At 65.9% G+C, this 15,104-nt stretch carries 17 protein-coding genes and 1 tRNA gene; 14 read left to right on the forward strand and 4 right to left on the reverse strand.

All coding sequences use genetic code 11. The features are described from left to right. Positions 1 to 16 precede the first annotated feature (16 nt). From ACAM55_RS12290 to ACAM55_RS12310, 5 genes are all read left to right on the forward strand, one after another. Entirely contained in the window at positions 17 to 838 is an 822-nt protein-coding gene (locus ACAM55_RS12290) for a thiazole synthase (RefSeq protein ID WP_369656259.1), read from the forward strand. After that, positions 835 to 1,767: a thiamine phosphate synthase gene (gene thiE / locus ACAM55_RS12295; protein ID WP_369656260.1), complete on the forward strand. Its 933-nt coding sequence runs from the start codon at positions 835 to 837 to the stop codon at positions 1,765 to 1,767. Before ACAM55_RS12290 ends, thiE begins: the two co-directional genes overlap by 4 nt. 13 nt (positions 1,768 to 1,780) lie before the next feature. Continuing rightward, on the forward strand, positions 1,781 to 3,940 hold the full coding sequence (locus ACAM55_RS12300; protein ID WP_369656261.1) for a TonB-dependent siderophore receptor: 2,160 nt from the start codon (positions 1,781 to 1,783) through the stop codon (positions 3,938 to 3,940). A 90-nt stretch (positions 3,941 to 4,030) separates the two neighbouring features. After that, positions 4,031 to 4,106 (forward strand) — tRNA-Asn (locus ACAM55_RS12305). Between the two features lie 412 nt (positions 4,107 to 4,518). Continuing rightward, positions 4,519 to 4,662: a hypothetical protein gene (locus tag ACAM55_RS12310; protein ID WP_369656262.1), complete on the forward strand. Its 144-nt coding sequence runs from the start codon at positions 4,519 to 4,521 to the stop codon at positions 4,660 to 4,662. Positions 4,663 to 4,807: 145 nt separating this feature from the next. Here the strand turns inward: ACAM55_RS12310 and gcvA are convergent, their stop codons facing one another. After that, a complete protein-coding gene (gene gcvA / locus ACAM55_RS12315) occupies positions 4,808 to 5,731 on the reverse strand; it encodes a transcriptional regulator GcvA (protein ID WP_369656263.1) in 924 nt (307 codons plus the stop codon). Positions 5,732 to 5,848: 117 nt separating this feature from the next. Here gcvA and ACAM55_RS12320 point away from each other — a divergent pair, with 117 nt between their 5' ends. The 6 genes from ACAM55_RS12320 to ACAM55_RS12345 all read left to right on the forward strand — a co-directional run bounded on the left by ACAM55_RS12320 (position 5,849) and on the right by ACAM55_RS12345 (position 11,372). Next, complete coding sequence (locus ACAM55_RS12320) at positions 5,849 to 6,598, forward strand: SDR family NAD(P)-dependent oxidoreductase (RefSeq protein WP_369656264.1); 750 nt, start codon at positions 5,849 to 5,851, stop codon at positions 6,596 to 6,598. 31 nt (positions 6,599 to 6,629) lie between these two features. Continuing rightward, a complete protein-coding gene (locus ACAM55_RS12325; protein ID WP_369656265.1) occupies positions 6,630 to 7,607 on the forward strand; it encodes a TRAP transporter substrate-binding protein in 978 nt (325 codons plus the stop codon). 108 nt (positions 7,608 to 7,715) lie between these two features. After that, on the forward strand, positions 7,716 to 8,240 hold the full coding sequence (locus ACAM55_RS12330; RefSeq protein ID WP_369656266.1) for a TRAP transporter small permease: 525 nt from the start codon (positions 7,716 to 7,718) through the stop codon (positions 8,238 to 8,240). Beyond that, positions 8,237 to 9,496 carry a TRAP transporter large permease gene (locus ACAM55_RS12335; protein WP_369656267.1) on the forward strand — a complete coding sequence of 420 codons (1,260 nt, stop codon included), beginning with the start codon at positions 8,237 to 8,239 and terminating at the stop codon, positions 9,494 to 9,496. The genes ACAM55_RS12330 and ACAM55_RS12335 overlap by 4 nt, the downstream gene beginning before the upstream one ends. A 38-nt stretch (positions 9,497 to 9,534) precedes the next feature. Continuing rightward, positions 9,535 to 10,374 carry a transketolase gene (locus ACAM55_RS12340; protein ID WP_369656268.1) on the forward strand — a complete coding sequence of 280 codons (840 nt, stop codon included), beginning with the start codon at positions 9,535 to 9,537 and terminating at the stop codon, positions 10,372 to 10,374. Next, on the forward strand, positions 10,374 to 11,372 hold the full coding sequence (locus tag ACAM55_RS12345) for a transketolase family protein (RefSeq protein ID WP_369656269.1): 999 nt from the start codon (positions 10,374 to 10,376) through the stop codon (positions 11,370 to 11,372). The genes ACAM55_RS12340 and ACAM55_RS12345 overlap by 1 nt, the downstream gene beginning before the upstream one ends. 95 nt (positions 11,373 to 11,467) lie before the next feature. On the opposite strand, the gene ACAM55_RS12350 is transcribed toward ACAM55_RS12345, so the two are convergent. Then, positions 11,468 to 11,707, reverse strand: a complete 240-nt coding sequence (locus ACAM55_RS12350; RefSeq protein WP_369656270.1) for a hypothetical protein — start codon at positions 11,705 to 11,707, stop codon at positions 11,468 to 11,470. Between the two features lie 241 nt (positions 11,708 to 11,948). On the opposite strand from ACAM55_RS12350, the gene ACAM55_RS12355 reads away from it, so the two are divergent. From ACAM55_RS12355 to ACAM55_RS12365, 3 genes are all read left to right on the forward strand, one after another. Then, positions 11,949 to 12,167, forward strand: a complete 219-nt coding sequence (locus tag ACAM55_RS12355; protein WP_369656271.1) for a hypothetical protein — start codon at positions 11,949 to 11,951, stop codon at positions 12,165 to 12,167. Between the two features lie 455 nt (positions 12,168 to 12,622). Beyond that, positions 12,623 to 12,841 carry a hypothetical protein gene (locus ACAM55_RS12360; RefSeq protein WP_369656272.1) on the forward strand — a complete coding sequence of 73 codons (219 nt, stop codon included), beginning with the start codon at positions 12,623 to 12,625 and terminating at the stop codon, positions 12,839 to 12,841. Next, entirely contained in the window at positions 12,795 to 13,274 is a 480-nt protein-coding gene (locus ACAM55_RS12365; protein WP_369656273.1) for a WYL domain-containing protein, read from the forward strand. Before ACAM55_RS12360 ends, ACAM55_RS12365 begins: the two co-directional genes overlap by 47 nt. Positions 13,275 to 13,276: 2 nt before the next feature. Here ACAM55_RS12365 and ACAM55_RS12370 read toward each other — a convergent pair whose 3' ends face one another. Then, positions 13,277 to 13,579, reverse strand: a complete 303-nt coding sequence (locus ACAM55_RS12370; protein ID WP_369656274.1) for a hypothetical protein — start codon at positions 13,577 to 13,579, stop codon at positions 13,277 to 13,279. 28 nt (positions 13,580 to 13,607) lie between these two features. Continuing rightward, positions 13,608 to 15,080, reverse strand: a complete 1,473-nt coding sequence (locus ACAM55_RS12375; protein ID WP_369656275.1) for a DegQ family serine endoprotease — start codon at positions 15,078 to 15,080, stop codon at positions 13,608 to 13,610. Between the last annotated feature and the right edge of the window lie 24 nt (positions 15,081 to 15,104).

Consider the following 15,104-nt stretch of genomic DNA (forward strand, 5'->3'; position numbering starts at 1 on the left):
GGAGACAACACACACCATGACCACCACATCTTCCGCGCTGGACAACGATCCGCTGGTTCTCTATGGACAGACCTTTCACAGCCGCCTGCTGCTGGGCACCGCGCGGTACCCATCGCCGGACCTGCTCGAAGCCGCGGTGAAGCGCGCCAGGCCCGCCATGCTCACGGCCTCGCTGCGCCGCCAAGCGGCAAGCCCCGGCACGAGCGACAGCGGCAACGGCTTCTGGGAACTGCTGCGCCGGCTCGCGGTGCCCGTGCTTCCCAACACGGCCGGCTGCCACAGCGTGCAGGAAGTGATCGCCACGGCGCAGATGGCGCGCGAGCTCTTCGACACGCCCTGGATCAAGCTCGAACTGATCGGCGACGACTACACGCTGCAACCCGATACGCTGAACCTCGTCGATGCCGCGTCGCAGCTGATTCGCGACGGGTTCCAGGTGCTGCCCTACTGCACCGAGGACCTCGTGCTGTGCCAGCGGCTGGTCGATGTCGGTTGCCAGGCCGTGATGCCCTGGGCCGCACCCATCGGCACCGGCCGCGGACCGGTCAACCCCTACGCGCTGCAGTTGCTGCGCGAGCGATTGAGCGTGCCGATGCTGGTCGATGCGGGCCTGGGCTTGCCTTCGCATGCCTGCCAGGTCATGGAGTGGGGCTACGACGGCGTACTGCTCAACACCGCAGTGGCGCTGGCGCAAGACCCGGTGGCGATGGCCGGTGCCTTCGCAGATGCCGTACAGGCCGGTCGCGCCGCCCGCCGCGCCGGCGCCATGGCCGCGCAGGACTCCGCGCAGCCCAGCACACCGGTGCTCGGCACGCCCTTCTGGCATCACGCACCATGAGCGCTTCAACCGACTCCCGTGCCGTGGTGCATGCCATCGTCGCGGCCCACGGGCTGCGCTTCGGCGCCATCACGGCCGCAGCCATTTCGTCGAGCAGCTTTTCCTCGGACGATCCGGTGTATCGCGGCGCGAAGCAGGCCTGCACGGCGCTCGGCTTCATCGAGATCGACGCCGAATGCCTTGCGCGGGCGTGGCAGGCGCAGACATTGCGCACGGGCAGCTTCGATGCCGGCCAATGGCCGGAGACGCCGGCCGATTTCGGCCTGCGCGCGTTCCCCCCCGCGGCGCGCGACGATGCCTTCGCGCCCTGCCCCCAACGGCTCGGCCTCTATGCGGTGCTGCCCGATGCGCAATGGGTCGGCCGCATGGCGCGCGCGGGCGTTCCCACGGTGCAATTGCGCTTCAAGTCGGACGACGCGGCGGCCATCGAGCGCGAAGTGCGTGCAGCTGTCGATACCGTCCGTGGCACGGATGCGCTGCTGTTCATCAACGATCACTGGCAGACGGCCATCGCCGCCGGCGCCTACGGCGTGCACCTGGGCCAGGAAGACCTCGATGCGCTCTCAACGACGCAGGTTCGGCAGATCCGCGATGCGGGCCTGCGCCTCGGCGTCAGCACCCATGGCTATGCCGAGATGGTGCGTGCCGATGCGGTGAGCCCGAGCTACATCGCCATGGGTGCGGTGTACCCGACCACCCTCAAGAAGATGGCGACGGCCCCGCAAGGCGTGGCACGGCTTGCGGCCTATGCGCGGCTGTTGCGCGGCTATCCGCAGGTGGGAATCGGCGGCATCGATGCGGTGCGCCTGCCCGAGGTGCTTGCCACGGGCGTGGGCTCGGTGGCCGTGGTACGCGCGCTCGTCACTGCAGAAGATCCCGAGGCCACGGCCGCGCAATGGATGGCCGCCATGGGCGCAGCCTCCGCCTGACCCAAAGAACAGAATGACAAAACAAATCCCCTTTCCCGCATGGCCGCTGTCACCCGTTTCGCACGCAGTGGCTGCCGCTTTCCTTCTGGCCGCCTGCGGCGCGCATGCCCAGCAGCAAACCGAGTTGCCTGCCGTCACGGTGAACGAAAGCAACGCCGCACCGCAAGCCGACGTGAGCGGCTTCGGCGATGTGCCACTGCGCGAACTGCCGCTCTCGGCCACAGTGGTCGACAGCGCACAGCTTCGCGCGAGCGGCGCGCGCCGGCTTGCAGACCTCACACAGTTCGATTCCTCGGTCACCGATGCCTACAACTCGGCCGGTTACTGGGACTACCTGACGGTGCGCGGCTTTGTGCTGGACAACCGCTTCAACTACCGGCGCGAGGGCTTGCCGATCAGCGCCGAGACATCGATCCCGCTCGACAACAACGAGCGCATCGAGATCCTGCGCGGCACCAGCGGCATCCAGGCCGGCACCAGCGCGCCAGGCGGGCTGGTCAACTACGTCGTGAAGCGGCCGACCGAGCAGGACCTGCGCACGCTGCGCCTCGAAACCACCAGCCGCGGCAGCGTGCTCGGCGCGATCGACCTGGGTGGCCGCTTCGGTGCCAACCGCGAGTTCGGCTATCGCCTCAACGTGGCGAACGAAAACCTCAAGCCGCTGACGCACAACCTCGACGGCAACCGCAACATGTTCTCGCTCGCGGGCGATTGGCGCATCACGCGCGATTCGGTGCTCGAGTTCGAGATCGAGCGCAGCCACAAGACGCAGCCGAGCCAGAACGGCTTCAGCCTGCTGGGCAACACGCTGCCCGCGCCTGTCGATCCAAAAGTCAACTTGAACAACCAGCCGTGGTCGCAGCCCTCGGAGTTCAATGCGCTGACCGGCAGCGTCCGCTTCAGCCAGGCGCTCAATGCCGACTGGCGCTGGAGCGCGCAGATCGGGCAGCAAAGGCTCAAGTCCGATGACCGCCTCGCCTACGCGTTCGGCTGCGGCGCCGAAGGCAACTACGACCGCTATTGCTCCGACGGCACCTTCGACTTCTACGACTTTCGCAGCGAGAACGAGCGGCGCACGCAAACCGCCGGCAGCCTGAACCTCAAGGGCAACGTGATGACGGGAAGCGTCAAGCACGAGCTGGGCTTCGGCCTTCTCGCGAGTCGCGTGCGCAACCGCTTCCAGAACCAGGCCTACAACTACGTCGGCACCGGCAACGTCTGGGCCACGGCCGTGGTGCCGCCAAACCCCGACGCCGTCACACCGCAGACCAATCGCGACGAACGCTCGACCGAGCTCTCGGTGCAGGATGCGATCCGCTGGAACGACCGCCTCACCACTTGGTTCGGCGTGCGTCATACGCGGCTCGACCGGAGCAGCATCGGCAACGACGGCTCGAACCCGACGGGCTACAAGCAAGGCGTGACCACGCCGTGGGTCGCTGTCAGCTACGCGATCCAGCCTGGGCTGCTCGCCTACGGCAGCTGGGGCAAGGGCGTCGAATCACAGGTCGTGCCGAACAGGAGCGATCAGTACAGCAACGCAGGCCAGGCGTTGCCCGCACTGACGTCGCGCCAATGGGAACTGGGACTCAAGGGCGGCGGCGATGCATTCAACTGGCAGCTCGCGTGGTTCGACATCAAGCGGCCGATGACCAACCTCGATGCCTGCAACCGCCTCTTCATCACGCCCTGCGATGGCCGCTACGACGGCAGCGCGGTGCACCGCGGACTCGAGGCGGGCGCGCAATGGAACACGGGGCCCTGGCGTCTAGGCGGCAGCGTCACGCTGATCGATGCCAAGCGCCGCGGCAGCATCGCCGAGCCTGCGACCAACGGCCAGTCGCCCACCAACGTGCCCAAGCAGGTGCTGCGCGTGCAGGCCGGCTACCGCGTGGCCTCGGTGCCCGGTCTCGAGCTGCTGGGACAGCTGTCGCATGAGGGCCGGCGCAACGTGTTGCCCGACGGCTCGATCGCCCTGCCCTCATGGACGCGCGTCGATGCGATGCTGCGCTACGACACCAGGCTGCGCGGCGTTCAGACGAGCTGGAGCCTCGCCATCGACAATCTGTTCGACCGCCGCTACTGGAAGGAATCGCCCTACCAGTTCGGCCACGTGTATCTCTTTCCCGGAGCGCCGCGCACGCTGCGCCTTGGGTTGAGCGTGTCGCTCTGAACACGAGTTCAAAAGATTTTCAGAAATTTATCGCGGCCGGATGGGCGCACTCGAAAGGCCCAAAAAATCACGCTATAATCTGAGGCTTGTTCCTCGATAGCTCAGTCGGTAGAGCGCCGGACTGTTAATCCGTAGGTCCCTGGTTCGAGCCCAGGTCGAGGAGCCACTACAAGCCGCAAGGCCTCTGGATGCCCTGCTACTCAAAAGGTAGCAGGGCATTTCCTTTTTGGGCAGCTTATCTGGCAATCGCCAAATATCCAGTAGTTGAGCGCTCAGCGTTTGAACCACTCCGCGGCGATCGCCCCCCCTTTCCGCTTCACCTTCACTCAGTCGCTCGAGCGGACCCCAGGCTGGTAAACGCCGGCTTTGCCACCAAGCCATCGAGTGTGTGGGTTGCGGGCCGAAGCGCGTCGCTATGGCCGACGGAGAAAGCGGTGGGGCATTTGTCTCCCTGCAGAAGGGTGCATACCGCTCATGCGCGCGTGCGGGGCAGTTTCTACAGTGACTTCACGGCGAAACGCTTTGTCCAAGACGGGCAAACAGGCGGCGCCAGTCGACCACCTCACTGGAGAACGCATATGGAACCGCGCAACCTGCTACCGGGAAACTTCTTCATGAACTTGCTGCGCGAAGATGACGCAGACTTCTCATCCACACAGTTCGCTGCGCTCCTGGTGTCTTCGTATTTGCTTGTGTTGCTCGCTTTGTGGTTCATCCTCTGAACGTCAAGCTGCCGATCCACGGTCCACGACGCATCACCGCCACGGTCCGGAGGCCGCACCCGACAATCGAACCGCGTCACCTCGGAGCAGACGAGCTCTCCCGCGCATCGGGCAACTCGCAACAAGCTCTCCGAGGTTGTTCCCTTCAAGGACTTCGAGCATCGCGCGCATCTCTTCCCGCCTCCGGGTCCGACGCATTCTCCTGCAGCCATTCCACAAAGCTGGCCACTTCCTTGCGCTGCAGGTGACGGGGCGGGCACACCAGGAAATGAGCCCGCACCTTCAAGCACCAACGCGGGTCGAAGACCTTCACCAGGCGGCCCTGATGAAGATGGCCCGCGGCGATCGACGAGCTGTCCAGCGCTACCCCGAGCCCCTGCACCGCGGCATCCAGCGCCATGGACGTGCGATCGAAGCGGTAGGCGAACTGCCCCGCGGAGAATTCGATCTTGCGGCTGCGGAACCAATCCCCCCACTGCACGACGTTGACCACGGACTGGATGAGCGGAACGTGCAGCAAGTCCTCGGGCGTGCGGAGTTGATGCCGCTCGATGAAATCGGGGCTCGCCATCGGCTGGATGCTCTCCTCGAAAACCGGCTGCACATGGAGGTGCGGCCAGTTCGGAATGCCGTAGCGGATGTCGACGTCGACCTGTCCGCTGGAAAAGTCCGAATGCGTCACCGAGGACGACAGCGATAGCGCAATCCCCGGATGGGCCTGCGCGAAGTCCGCGAGCCTGGGCATCAGCCACAGGCTCGCGAAGCTCGGTGCGGCATGCACGTACAGCGCATTGCGCACTCCCTTGCGCACGTTGTCCGTGGCGGCGCTGATCGCATCCAGCGCGACCGACACGCGGGCCATGTACTCGCGGCCGGCGTCCGTCAGCGCAATGCTGCGCACCGAGCGCTCGAAAAGGCGTACGTCCAGGAGTTGCTCGAGCTTGGCGATCTGATGGCTCACGGCCGAGGGCGTCAGGTGCAGTTCGAGGGCAGCCGCACTGAAGCTCAGGCGACGCGCCGCCGCCTCGAACGCGAGAAGGCAGCTCAAAGGGGGAAAGGACGATCTCATCGGGTTAACCCTGCGTGACAGCAATTCACTCATCGCTGAAGAAGTGTCGTTTGTCTTCATGCATGCGGATGTTCATAGTTACCCCCATTCCACTCACCGCACTCAAGGAGACAAACAGTGCTACTCACCGATCGTGTCGCCCTCATCACCGGCGGCGCCGGCCTCAATGGACTGGGATTCGCCACGGCGCGCCTGCTGGCTTCGCAGGGCGCCCGCGTCGTCATCACCGACCTCGAGGCTGCGGCGCCCGCACAGGCCGCCGCGACCCTGGGCGACGGCCATCTGGGCCTGGTCGCCAACGTGGTCGTCAAGACCGAGGTCGACGCCGCCATTGCGCGCGTGCTCGAGCGCTTCGGGCGCATCGACGTCCTGGTCAACAACGCGGGCATCACCCAGCCGCGCAAGACCGTGGACATCACATCGACGGACTACGACGCCGTGCTGGATGTCAGCCTGCGCGGCACGCTGCTGTGCTCGCAGGCGGTCATCCCCGCCATGCAGCGCCAAGGCAACGGCTCCATCATCTGCATCTCTTCGGTCTCTGCGCAGCGAGGCGGCGGCATCCTCGGCGGCCCGCACTATTCAGCGGCCAAGGCCGGCGTGCTCGGCCTGGCGCGCGCGATGGCGCGCGAACTGGGTTCCGACGGCATCCGCGTCAACTCGATCACGCCCGGCCTGATCGGCACCGACATCAGCAAGGGCAAGCTGACCGAGGAACGCAAGGCGCAGATCGCCGGCGAAATCCCGCTCGGCCGGATCGGCGCCGCCGCCGACGTCGCCGGCGCCTGCCTCTTCCTCGCCAGCGACCTGTCGAGCTATTGCACCGGCATCACGCTCGACGTGAACGGCGGCATGTTGATTCACTGATTCATCCCATCACTACAACCGGAGACAAACCATGAAGCGCAGGAACATCGCCGTCCTCGTCGGCACACTGATCACCACGGCAAGCCTTGCCTTCGCACAGGCGCCAGTCAAGCTCACCCTCGGCCACGGCTCGGCGCCGGGCAATCCGCGGCACGAAGCGGCCGTGAAGTTCGCCGAGACCGTGAAGGCGAAGACCAACGGACGCATCGACATCCAGGTAGCGCACTCCGCGCAGCTCGGCGACGACGCCGCCATGATCACCGCGCTGCGCTCGGGCACGCTCGACATGTCCGCCAACAGCCAGGGTGCGATGGCCAACGTCGTGCCTGAATACGCGGCGCTGGGCCTGCCTTTCCTGTTCACAGACATCCAGAAGGCCTGGCAACTGCTCGACGGCCCGATCGGCGAGGAACTGGCCAGGCGCACGGCCGCCAAGGGGATGGTCGTGCTGGGCTACTGGGACAACGGCATCCGCCATGTCAGCAACAGCAAGCGGCCGATCAAGACGCCGGCAGACATCAAGGGCCTGAAGATCCGCACCCCACCCGATTCGATGACCATGGACATCATGCAGGCGCTCGGCGCGGACGCACAGCAGATCAAGTTCTCTGAGCTGTATGTGGCGCTTCAGCAAGGCGTGGTCGACGGCCAGGAGAACCCCCTCACCAACATCGCATCGGCCAAGCTGTACGAAGTGCAGAAGTACCTCTCGCTGACCGGCCACAAGTACGAGGCCAACCCCTTCGTGATGGGCAAGCGCTCGTGGGAGAAGCTCAGCGCCGCGGACCAGAAGATCTTCATGGAAGCCGCGGCCGAGGCCACGCAGGTGCAGCGCAAGCTCTCGAAAGACGCCGACGACAAGCTGGCCACCGAACTGAAGGCCAAGGGCGTGCAGGTCGACACCGTGGACCGCAAGCCCTTCATCGAGGCCACCAAGCCGGTCTACGCCAAATGGGCCGCCAGCCCGGCCGGCGACTTCGTCAAGCGCGTCGTCCAGCAAGCACAGTAATCAACCCCAGGGCAGGCAACGACGCCGCGTTGCAACGCAGCGAACGGCGGTCGTCGTCCCGACTTCACCGACCGCGCCCCGGCGCGCGTCTTCTTCGAGGGTATTGAGATGTCGTTGTTCCTTGATTTTCTTGACCGATGCGTTGGCGCGGCGTGCCGTGGCGTTCTCTACGTCACGCTGACTGTCGTGTTCGTGATCCTGAGCGCCAATGTGGCGCTGCGCTATGTCGCGGGCACCAGCCTCGCCTCGGCCTCCGAGCTGCCAGAGTTGATGTTCCCGTGGATGATCATGGCCGGCGTGGTGTTGGCAGCCCAGCACGGCTCGCACATCGCGGTGGTCATGCTCACGCAAAAGCTCGGCGCCGCGCGGCGCTGGGTGTTGGCGGGCGGCTCGCTGACCGTCGCAGTGCTGTACGCCTCGCTGGCGGTGGCCGCATGGCCCCTGATGGAGATCGCTGCCGACGAACGCAGTCCCATGCTGCAGGTGCCTGGCTCGGCCAGCGTCGGAGCCCTGATGCTGGGCTTTGCGCTGCTGAGCGTGGTGACGCTGTGCAAGCTGCCGCAGCTGTGGGCCGGCGCCACCGCGCAAGGAACCGGGGCCGCGGAAGCCCTCGCTCACGGAGCCCGACCATGACCGCACTCATCATTGCGCTTTTCATCGTCGCCGCGCTGCTGTCGATCCCCATCGCGCACGCGCTGGTCCTGGCCTCCGTCGGCGGGCTCCTCATCATCGACAAGGTGCCCGTGCACCTGGCGGTCGAGCAGATGATCTCCCAGACGCAGAGCTTTCCGCTGATCGCCATTCCCTTCTTCATGATGACGGGCGCGCTGATGGTCAGCGGCCGGCTCGGCCAGAGCCTGGTCAGCCTGCTGTCGATGATGATCGGGCGCGTCCACGGCGGCCCGGCCCAGGTCGGCGTGCTGTCGTCGACGATCTTCGGCGGCGTCTCGGGCTCGGCCGTCGCCGACGCCTCGGCGATCGGCTCGATGCTGATCCCCTGGCTCAAGAAACTGGGCTATCCGGCGCCCTTCGCGGCCGGCACGCTCGCCGCGGCTGCAACCATCGATATCCTCATTCCGCCGTCCATCCCGATGATCGTGTATGCGCTGGTCTCGGGGGCGTCGATCGGCGCACTGTTCGTGGCGGGCATCCTGCCCGGCCTGCTGATGTGCGCGGGCTTCATGGCGGTGTGCTACGTGCAGGGCCGGCGCCGCAACTTCCCGCGCGACACGACGCCGTTCCAGTGGCCGGCGTTCTGGCGCCTGCTCGCCCACGCGGCCCCCGCGCTGGCGATGCCGGTCCTGATCATCGTCTTCCTGCGCTTCGGCATTGCAACGCCGACGGAGGTGAGCGTGATGTCCACGCTGTACGCCCTAGTCGTCTCGGGCCTGGTCTATCGGGATCTCACGCTGGCCAAGATCAAGACGGCCGCGATCGAGGCCGGGGTCTCCACCGGCGTGGTGCTGCTGATCATCATGGCCTCGAGCGTCGTGGGCTGGATCGTGACCTACGAACAACTGCCTGCCGAGTTCACGCGCTTCGCCAAAGAGACGCTGCAGTCGCCCTGGCTGATCATCCTGGCGATGAACCTGATCATGCTGGCCACCGGCATGTTCATCGACCTGCCCGCGGCCGTGCTGCTCCTCACGCCGATGTTCGTTCCGCTCGCCGCCGCAGTCGGCATGGACACGGTGCAGCTGGGAATCATGATGATCGTCAACCTGTCGATCGGCCTCTACCACCCGCCCATCGGTACCACGCTGTTCATCACCAGCACCATCGCGAAGGTGCGTATCGGCGACGTGGTGAAGGAGCTGATCCCCTTCTATGCCGTCGCGATCGCCCTGCTGCTCGGCTTCGCCTATCTGCCCTGGCTCACGATCCGCTGACGCCCCCTCGCTCCCACCCTGACCTCAAAGGACCCTTCATGTCTGATCCATCGACTCTTTCCGAACGCGCCTACCGCATCCGGCGCTACGCCCTGCGGATGGGCGAAGTACAAGGTCAAGGCTACATCGGCCAGGCCCTGGGCTATGCCGACGTGCTGGCCGTGGCCTACGGCCACGCCATGAAGTACCGGCCGGAAGATCCGCAATGGGAATCGCGGGACCGCTTCCTGCTCTCGCACGGCCACTACGCCATCGCCTTCTATGCCGCACTGATCGAAGCCGGGATCATTCCCGAAGACGAACTCGAGACCTATGGCAGCGACGACAGCCGCCTTCCCATGTCGGGCATGGCCACCTACACGCCCGGCATGGAGATGTCCGGCGGATCGCTCGGCCAGGGGCTGCCCATCGCAGTGGGCATGGCGCTCGGCCTGCGGCACAAGCGCAACCCCGCCTTCGTCTACAACTCGATGTCGGACGGCGAACTGGACGAGGGCTCGACCTGGGAGGCAGCGATGGCGGCCGCGCACCACCAGCTGTCCAACCTCATCTGCCTGGTCGACATCAACAACCAGCAAGCCGACGGTCCCTCCGGCAAGGTGCTGGGCTTCGAGCCGCTGGTCGACAAGTGGGCGGCATTCGGCTGGCATGTGCAGCGGGTCGACGGCAACGACCTGTCTGCAGTCGTCGTCGCGTTCGACGCCGCACGCGCGCTGCCCGAAGCCAGGCCGCGCGTCATCCTGGTCGACACGCTGATGGGCAAGGGCGTGCCCTTCCTCGAGCAGCGCGAGAAGAACCATTTCATCCGCGTCGATCCGCCGGAATGGCAGCAGGCGATCGACCATCTGGACCAGGCGCAACACGAAGGAGCCGTTTGATGAACACCACGACCGACAAGAAGCCGCGGCTGACCACCTCGGCGATGATCGCCTCGATCGCCAGCGAGGGCCAGCGCGTCAAGGCCGCCCCCTTCGGCAAGGCCCTGGTAGAGCTCGCGCGCGAACGCCCGGAGATCGTGGGCATGACGGCCGATCTCGCCAAGTACACGGACCTGCACCTCTTCGCGCAGGCCTACCCCGAGCGCTTCTTCCAGATGGGCATGGCGGAGCAGCTGCTGATGGGCGCCGCCGGCGGGTTGGCCAAGGAAGGCTTCATTCCCTTTGCCACCACCTATGCGGTGTTCGGCACGCGTCGTGCCTACGACTTCGTGCACCAGGTGATCGCGGAGGAGAACCTCAACGTCAAGATGTGCTGCGCCTTGCCCGGACTCACCACCGGCTATGGACCCAGCCACCAGGCGACCGAGGATCTCGCAATGATGCGAGGCATTCCGGGCCTGACCATCATCGACCCCTGCGATGCGCTGGACATCGAGCAGGCGGTGCCGCAGATCGCTGCACACCCCGGGCCGGTGTACATGCGGCTGCTGCGCGGCAGCGTGCCGCTGGTGCTTGACGAGTACGACTACAAGTTCGAACTTGGCAAGGCCAAGCTGCTGCGCGACGGCAAGGACGTGCTCATCATCGCCAGCGGCTTCATGACGATGCGTTCCCTGGAGGTGGCCGAGCAACTGCGCGCGGACAACGTGGATGTCGCCGTGCTCCACGTGCCCACGATCAAGCCGCTGGACGAGGCGACGATCCTGTCCGAGGTCCGTCGCCTGGACCGCGTGGTGGTCGCCGCCGAAAACCACTCTGTCATTGGCGGACTCGGCGAGGCGCTGGCGAGCTTGCTGCTTCGCTCGGGCGTCACGCCCACCTTCCGGCACGTCGCCCTGCCCGACGCCTTTCTCGACGCCGGCGCGCTGCCCACCCTGCATGATCGATACGGCATCTCGGCGAGCACCATGACCGAGCGCATACGCGCCTGGATATGACCGCGAGCGGGCGTGCGGCGAGCGCCTCATGCTGGAAGCACGCCGGCTGCTCGCCTGCACACCGATGTCCGTGCTCAGGGGGTAAAGGGCTCGCGCTACTGGATCGCCTGTGTCAGCCTGGTGTTCCACTCCTCCACGAAACGAGCCGCACGAGACTTCATGCATTCGAGTGCCGCTTCACGGGTCGGCTGCTGGGTGACCACCAGCACGCAGCACTGCGTGAATTCGTGCCGCAGTTCGGCCCGTCCGGCATAGACGCCCTCCGTCGTGAGCTCGAGCTCCACCGAACAACTCCAACCTTCCGGCAGATCGAAATCCATCAGGGATGTGGCCATGGTCGCGAAAGCATAGGTCGCAGCCGCCGCCGATGAAATCCCTCATGAGTACCCTCTTTGATCCATCTGCCGCGGCCTCGGCCAAGCCGCGGCCTATGCCGGATGTGGAATCGATAGACTGCGTCGACCAGGGTATCTTCCGGACCGGATCGGGGTGCACCGGATACAGGCTCTCACCGATCCAGGTCGAAGCCCGGGCGGCGGCGTGTCGCCCAATGCCCCCTGATTCGGGAGATGCAACTTGGCGTATACGCTTTTCAACCAGATCCTGGCATCGCGGTTGCCAGTGCAGTTCTCCAGTCCGTCCGAAATAGACCGGCTCAAGGACTTGCGCGACGCCGGGTACATCAAGGTGGCGTTCTCACCGCCACACAGCGCCATGCCGCTCTGCGCGACGGTGAGCGAAGTGACCAACCTGGGCCGCGCTGCCGCGCGCTACTTTGGATCAGCCGGGCATTGAAACGGCCGGGCCGCGGCGGATTGTCCCGCACCTCGCGCCTCTTGAATCCGGGGCACTCGCCCACATCATTGATGCGATCAAAAAAATCGGAGGAAGATGATGCCGAGGTCTTCGGATGCACGTACCGTCGCAAAGCTGGCGTGGGAAGCGGCATGGGAACGTCTCGACAATGCATTGCAGCCGCCGCCGGGCTACCCCGCGCCGACACCGGAGCAGCTCCGGGAATGCTTCCGCGTCGCGCAGGAGCGGTTGGACAATCTTCGCAAAGCCCATGACATCGTCACTGTTCCGGGCGAGTGAGGCGTCGTAGCCACACGCCGCAGCCCTCGGCTGACCTGCGGCGGCACGTAGTGACATCGCGAAAACCCGAAAAGAGGGTATGTCCCAGACCCAAAGTCAGGCATCGGGCAGCCAACGCCGCGTACATTACCGCCAACGTCCTATCAGCGCGGTGCATGCACTTGAACTCTTTACTGTTGGTTGCGCTTCTGCTTCTTGCGAGCGGCTTGTTTTGGTGGTGGACCTTTGGGAGCGGCTTTTTCGCCGTGATCTTCGTCGTCGTGCTTGGCCTGGGTGCCGTGTTGTATCTGGCCATCCGCGGAGACAGGACGATCAAGGATGAACTCGATGCGCAGGTTCCCAACAACAACGACGGCGGCAGCAAAGAGCTGTAAGCGCAGCCAGGCTCCCCTCTCCAATCCAGCCCGCTTCGCGTGCGGGGCAAACTGGTACCTGCTGGCCTGGGACACGGCACGCCAGGACTGGCGCACTTTCCGCCTCGATCGGATCGTCGACCCCATCCCCACCGGCGCCCGATTCACGGCCCGGAGGCTGCCCCATGGCGACATCGAGGCCTACATGCAGCATGCGCTCACGGTGTCGCCCTTCCTGCACCATGCGCGCGTGGTGGTGCATGCGCCCGTCGAGGCGCTCGAACCGCACATGGCCTGGGTCGGAGGAATGCCAGAAGCCGTGGATGAAGGCCGCACGCGCATCGAGACCGGCGCCAATTCGCTCGATGCGCTGGCCGTGTGGCTGGCCTGCCTGGGACACGATTTCGAGATCGAGTCGCCCAGGGAACTTGTCGGGCATCTCGCGCGGCGTTAGCTTCAGCGCAAGGCAAACGCCAGCGTGACGGCCCCCAGCGCCAGCAACGCGAGCCCGGCGATGAAGACCATCTCGCCCCAAGCCTCCAGCCGAACGCCCGATCTGCGCGACCGCATCGAGATGAAGGACAGCAACGCACTGGCCAGGAAGACCAGTGCGTCGATGGCCAGCATGCGGTCGATGAGCAGCCGCAGGTCGTCGCGCGGGCCTAGGTGGCCGATCGACATCACCGTCATGCACACCCCGATCATGGTGGCCGAGGTGGGCAGGATGTGCGCCGAGAGGCCGCCGGTCGATGAGCTCACGTTTCGTCCTGGCGCCTGGGACGGGGCCTCATCCGATCCGCACCGGCACGAAGATCTTGTCTTCCCCGCGCTGGATCAGGAGCGCCACGGACTTGTCGGCCTTGGCTACCACCTCGCGCACCTGCTCCAGGGTCTTGGCGGGCGTGCCGTTGATGGCCAGCAGCACGTCGCCCGCCTGCACCCCGGCCAGGGCCGACGGTCCTGCAACGTCTTCGATCAGCAGGCCGCTCTCGATCGCGGCCTCGCGCTTTTCCTGCGGCTGCAGGGGCCGCAGCGCCAGGCCGAGCTTGCCCTGGCCCGCCGCGCTGTCGTTCTTTGCGACCTGCGCGGGCTTGTCGCTCGCATCGCCCAGCTTGGCGGAAAGCTCCTGGCGCTCACCCTGGCGCCACACTTCGAGCGTCACCTTTTTGCCCGGCGCCTGCTGGCCGATCACCGCGGGCAAATCGCCCGAGGAGACGATGGGCTCGCCGTCGACCTTGCGGATCACGTCGCCCGCCTTCAGGCCGGCCTTGTCGCCGGGGCCGCCCTTCTCGATGTTCGAGACCAGCGCGCCCTCGGGCTTGTCGAGCTTGAACGAGTCGGCGAAGGCCTGGTTCACCTCCTGCACCGCGACGCCAAGGCGCGCATGCGTGGCCTTGCCGGTCGCGACGATCTGGTCCTTCACCTGCACCGCCACGTCGATGGGAATGGCGAACGACACGCCCTGATAGCCGCCGCTGCGGCTGTAGATCTGCGAGTTGATGCCGACCACCTCGCCGCGCGTGTTGAGCAGCGGGCCGCCCGAGTTGCCGGGATTCACCGCCACGTCGGTCTGGATGAACGGCACGTAGCTGTCGTCGGGCAGCGAACGGCCCTTGGCGCTCACCACGCCGGCGGTGACCGTGCTCTCGAATCCGAACGGCGAGCCGATGGCCAGCACCCATTCGCCGACCTTCAGGTCCTTGGTGTTGCCGAGCGCCAGCGTGGGCAGGTTCTTCGCGTCGATCTTGAGCACCGCGATGTCGGTCTTGGCGTCGGCGCCGAGCACCTTGGCGCGGTATTCGCGCCGGTCGGTCAGCTTGACGGTGACCTCCTTGGCGTCTTTCACGACGTGCGCGTTGGTCATGATGATGCCGTCCGGGCTCACGATGAAACCCGAACCCTGCGAACGCACCGGCACTTCGCGCTGCTGGGCGCGCGGGCCCATCTGGCCCTGGAAGCGGCGGAAGAACTGGAACATCGGATCGTCCGGGTCGATGCCCTGCATCTCGGCCGCGGCTTCGGCATCGGACGCCTTCGCGGTGCCCGTCACGCTGATGTTGACCACCGCGGGGCCGTCGCGAGAGGTGATGGTCGAGAAGTCGGGCAGCGTCACCATTGCGGCCGGCGCCGCGCTCGCGGTGTTGGTCGGCGCATTCACGGCGCGGGCACTGGTGTAGGCGCCGGCACCGACGGCACCGATCACCCCGGCGGTGGCCAAGGCAATGACCAAGGCATGGGGAGAAGTGAGGCGGGTGTTCATTTCTGGCTTTCCTTTCAATGCGTC

The sequence above is a fragment of the Variovorax sp. V213 genome, from assembly GCF_041154455.1.
Taxonomy (GTDB): domain Bacteria; phylum Pseudomonadota; class Gammaproteobacteria; order Burkholderiales; family Burkholderiaceae_C; genus Variovorax.

Bases quoted from the DNA above. Each gene is read 5' to 3' on its own strand.
- ACAM55_RS12290 (WP_369656259.1), top strand. From the start codon at position 17: ATGACCACCACATCTTCCGCGCTGGACAACGATCCGCTGGTTCTCTAT.
- thiE (WP_369656260.1), top strand. From the start codon at position 835: ATGAGCGCTTCAACCGACTCCCGTGCCGTGGTGCATGCCATCGTCGCG.
- ACAM55_RS12300 (WP_369656261.1), top strand. From the start codon at position 1,781: ATGACAAAACAAATCCCCTTTCCCGCATGGCCGCTGTCACCCGTTTCG.
- ACAM55_RS12310 (WP_369656262.1), top strand. From the start codon at position 4,519: ATGGAACCGCGCAACCTGCTACCGGGAAACTTCTTCATGAACTTGCTG.
- gcvA (WP_369656263.1), bottom strand. From the start codon at position 5,731: ATGAGATCGTCCTTTCCCCCTTTGAGCTGCCTTCTCGCGTTCGAGGCG.
- ACAM55_RS12325 (WP_369656265.1), top strand. From the start codon at position 6,630: ATGAAGCGCAGGAACATCGCCGTCCTCGTCGGCACACTGATCACCACG.
- ACAM55_RS12330 (WP_369656266.1), top strand. From the start codon at position 7,716: ATGTCGTTGTTCCTTGATTTTCTTGACCGATGCGTTGGCGCGGCGTGC.
- ACAM55_RS12335 (WP_369656267.1), top strand. From the start codon at position 8,237: ATGACCGCACTCATCATTGCGCTTTTCATCGTCGCCGCGCTGCTGTCG.
- ACAM55_RS12340 (WP_369656268.1), top strand. From the start codon at position 9,535: ATGTCTGATCCATCGACTCTTTCCGAACGCGCCTACCGCATCCGGCGC.
- ACAM55_RS12345 (WP_369656269.1), top strand. From the start codon at position 10,374: ATGAACACCACGACCGACAAGAAGCCGCGGCTGACCACCTCGGCGATG.
- ACAM55_RS12350 (WP_369656270.1), bottom strand. From the start codon at position 11,707: ATGGCCACATCCCTGATGGATTTCGATCTGCCGGAAGGTTGGAGTTGT.
- ACAM55_RS12360 (WP_369656272.1), top strand. From the start codon at position 12,623: ATGCACTTGAACTCTTTACTGTTGGTTGCGCTTCTGCTTCTTGCGAGC.
- ACAM55_RS12365 (WP_369656273.1), top strand. From the start codon at position 12,795: ATGCGCAGGTTCCCAACAACAACGACGGCGGCAGCAAAGAGCTGTAAG.
- ACAM55_RS12375 (WP_369656275.1), bottom strand. From the start codon at position 15,080: ATGAACACCCGCCTCACTTCTCCCCATGCCTTGGTCATTGCCTTGGCC.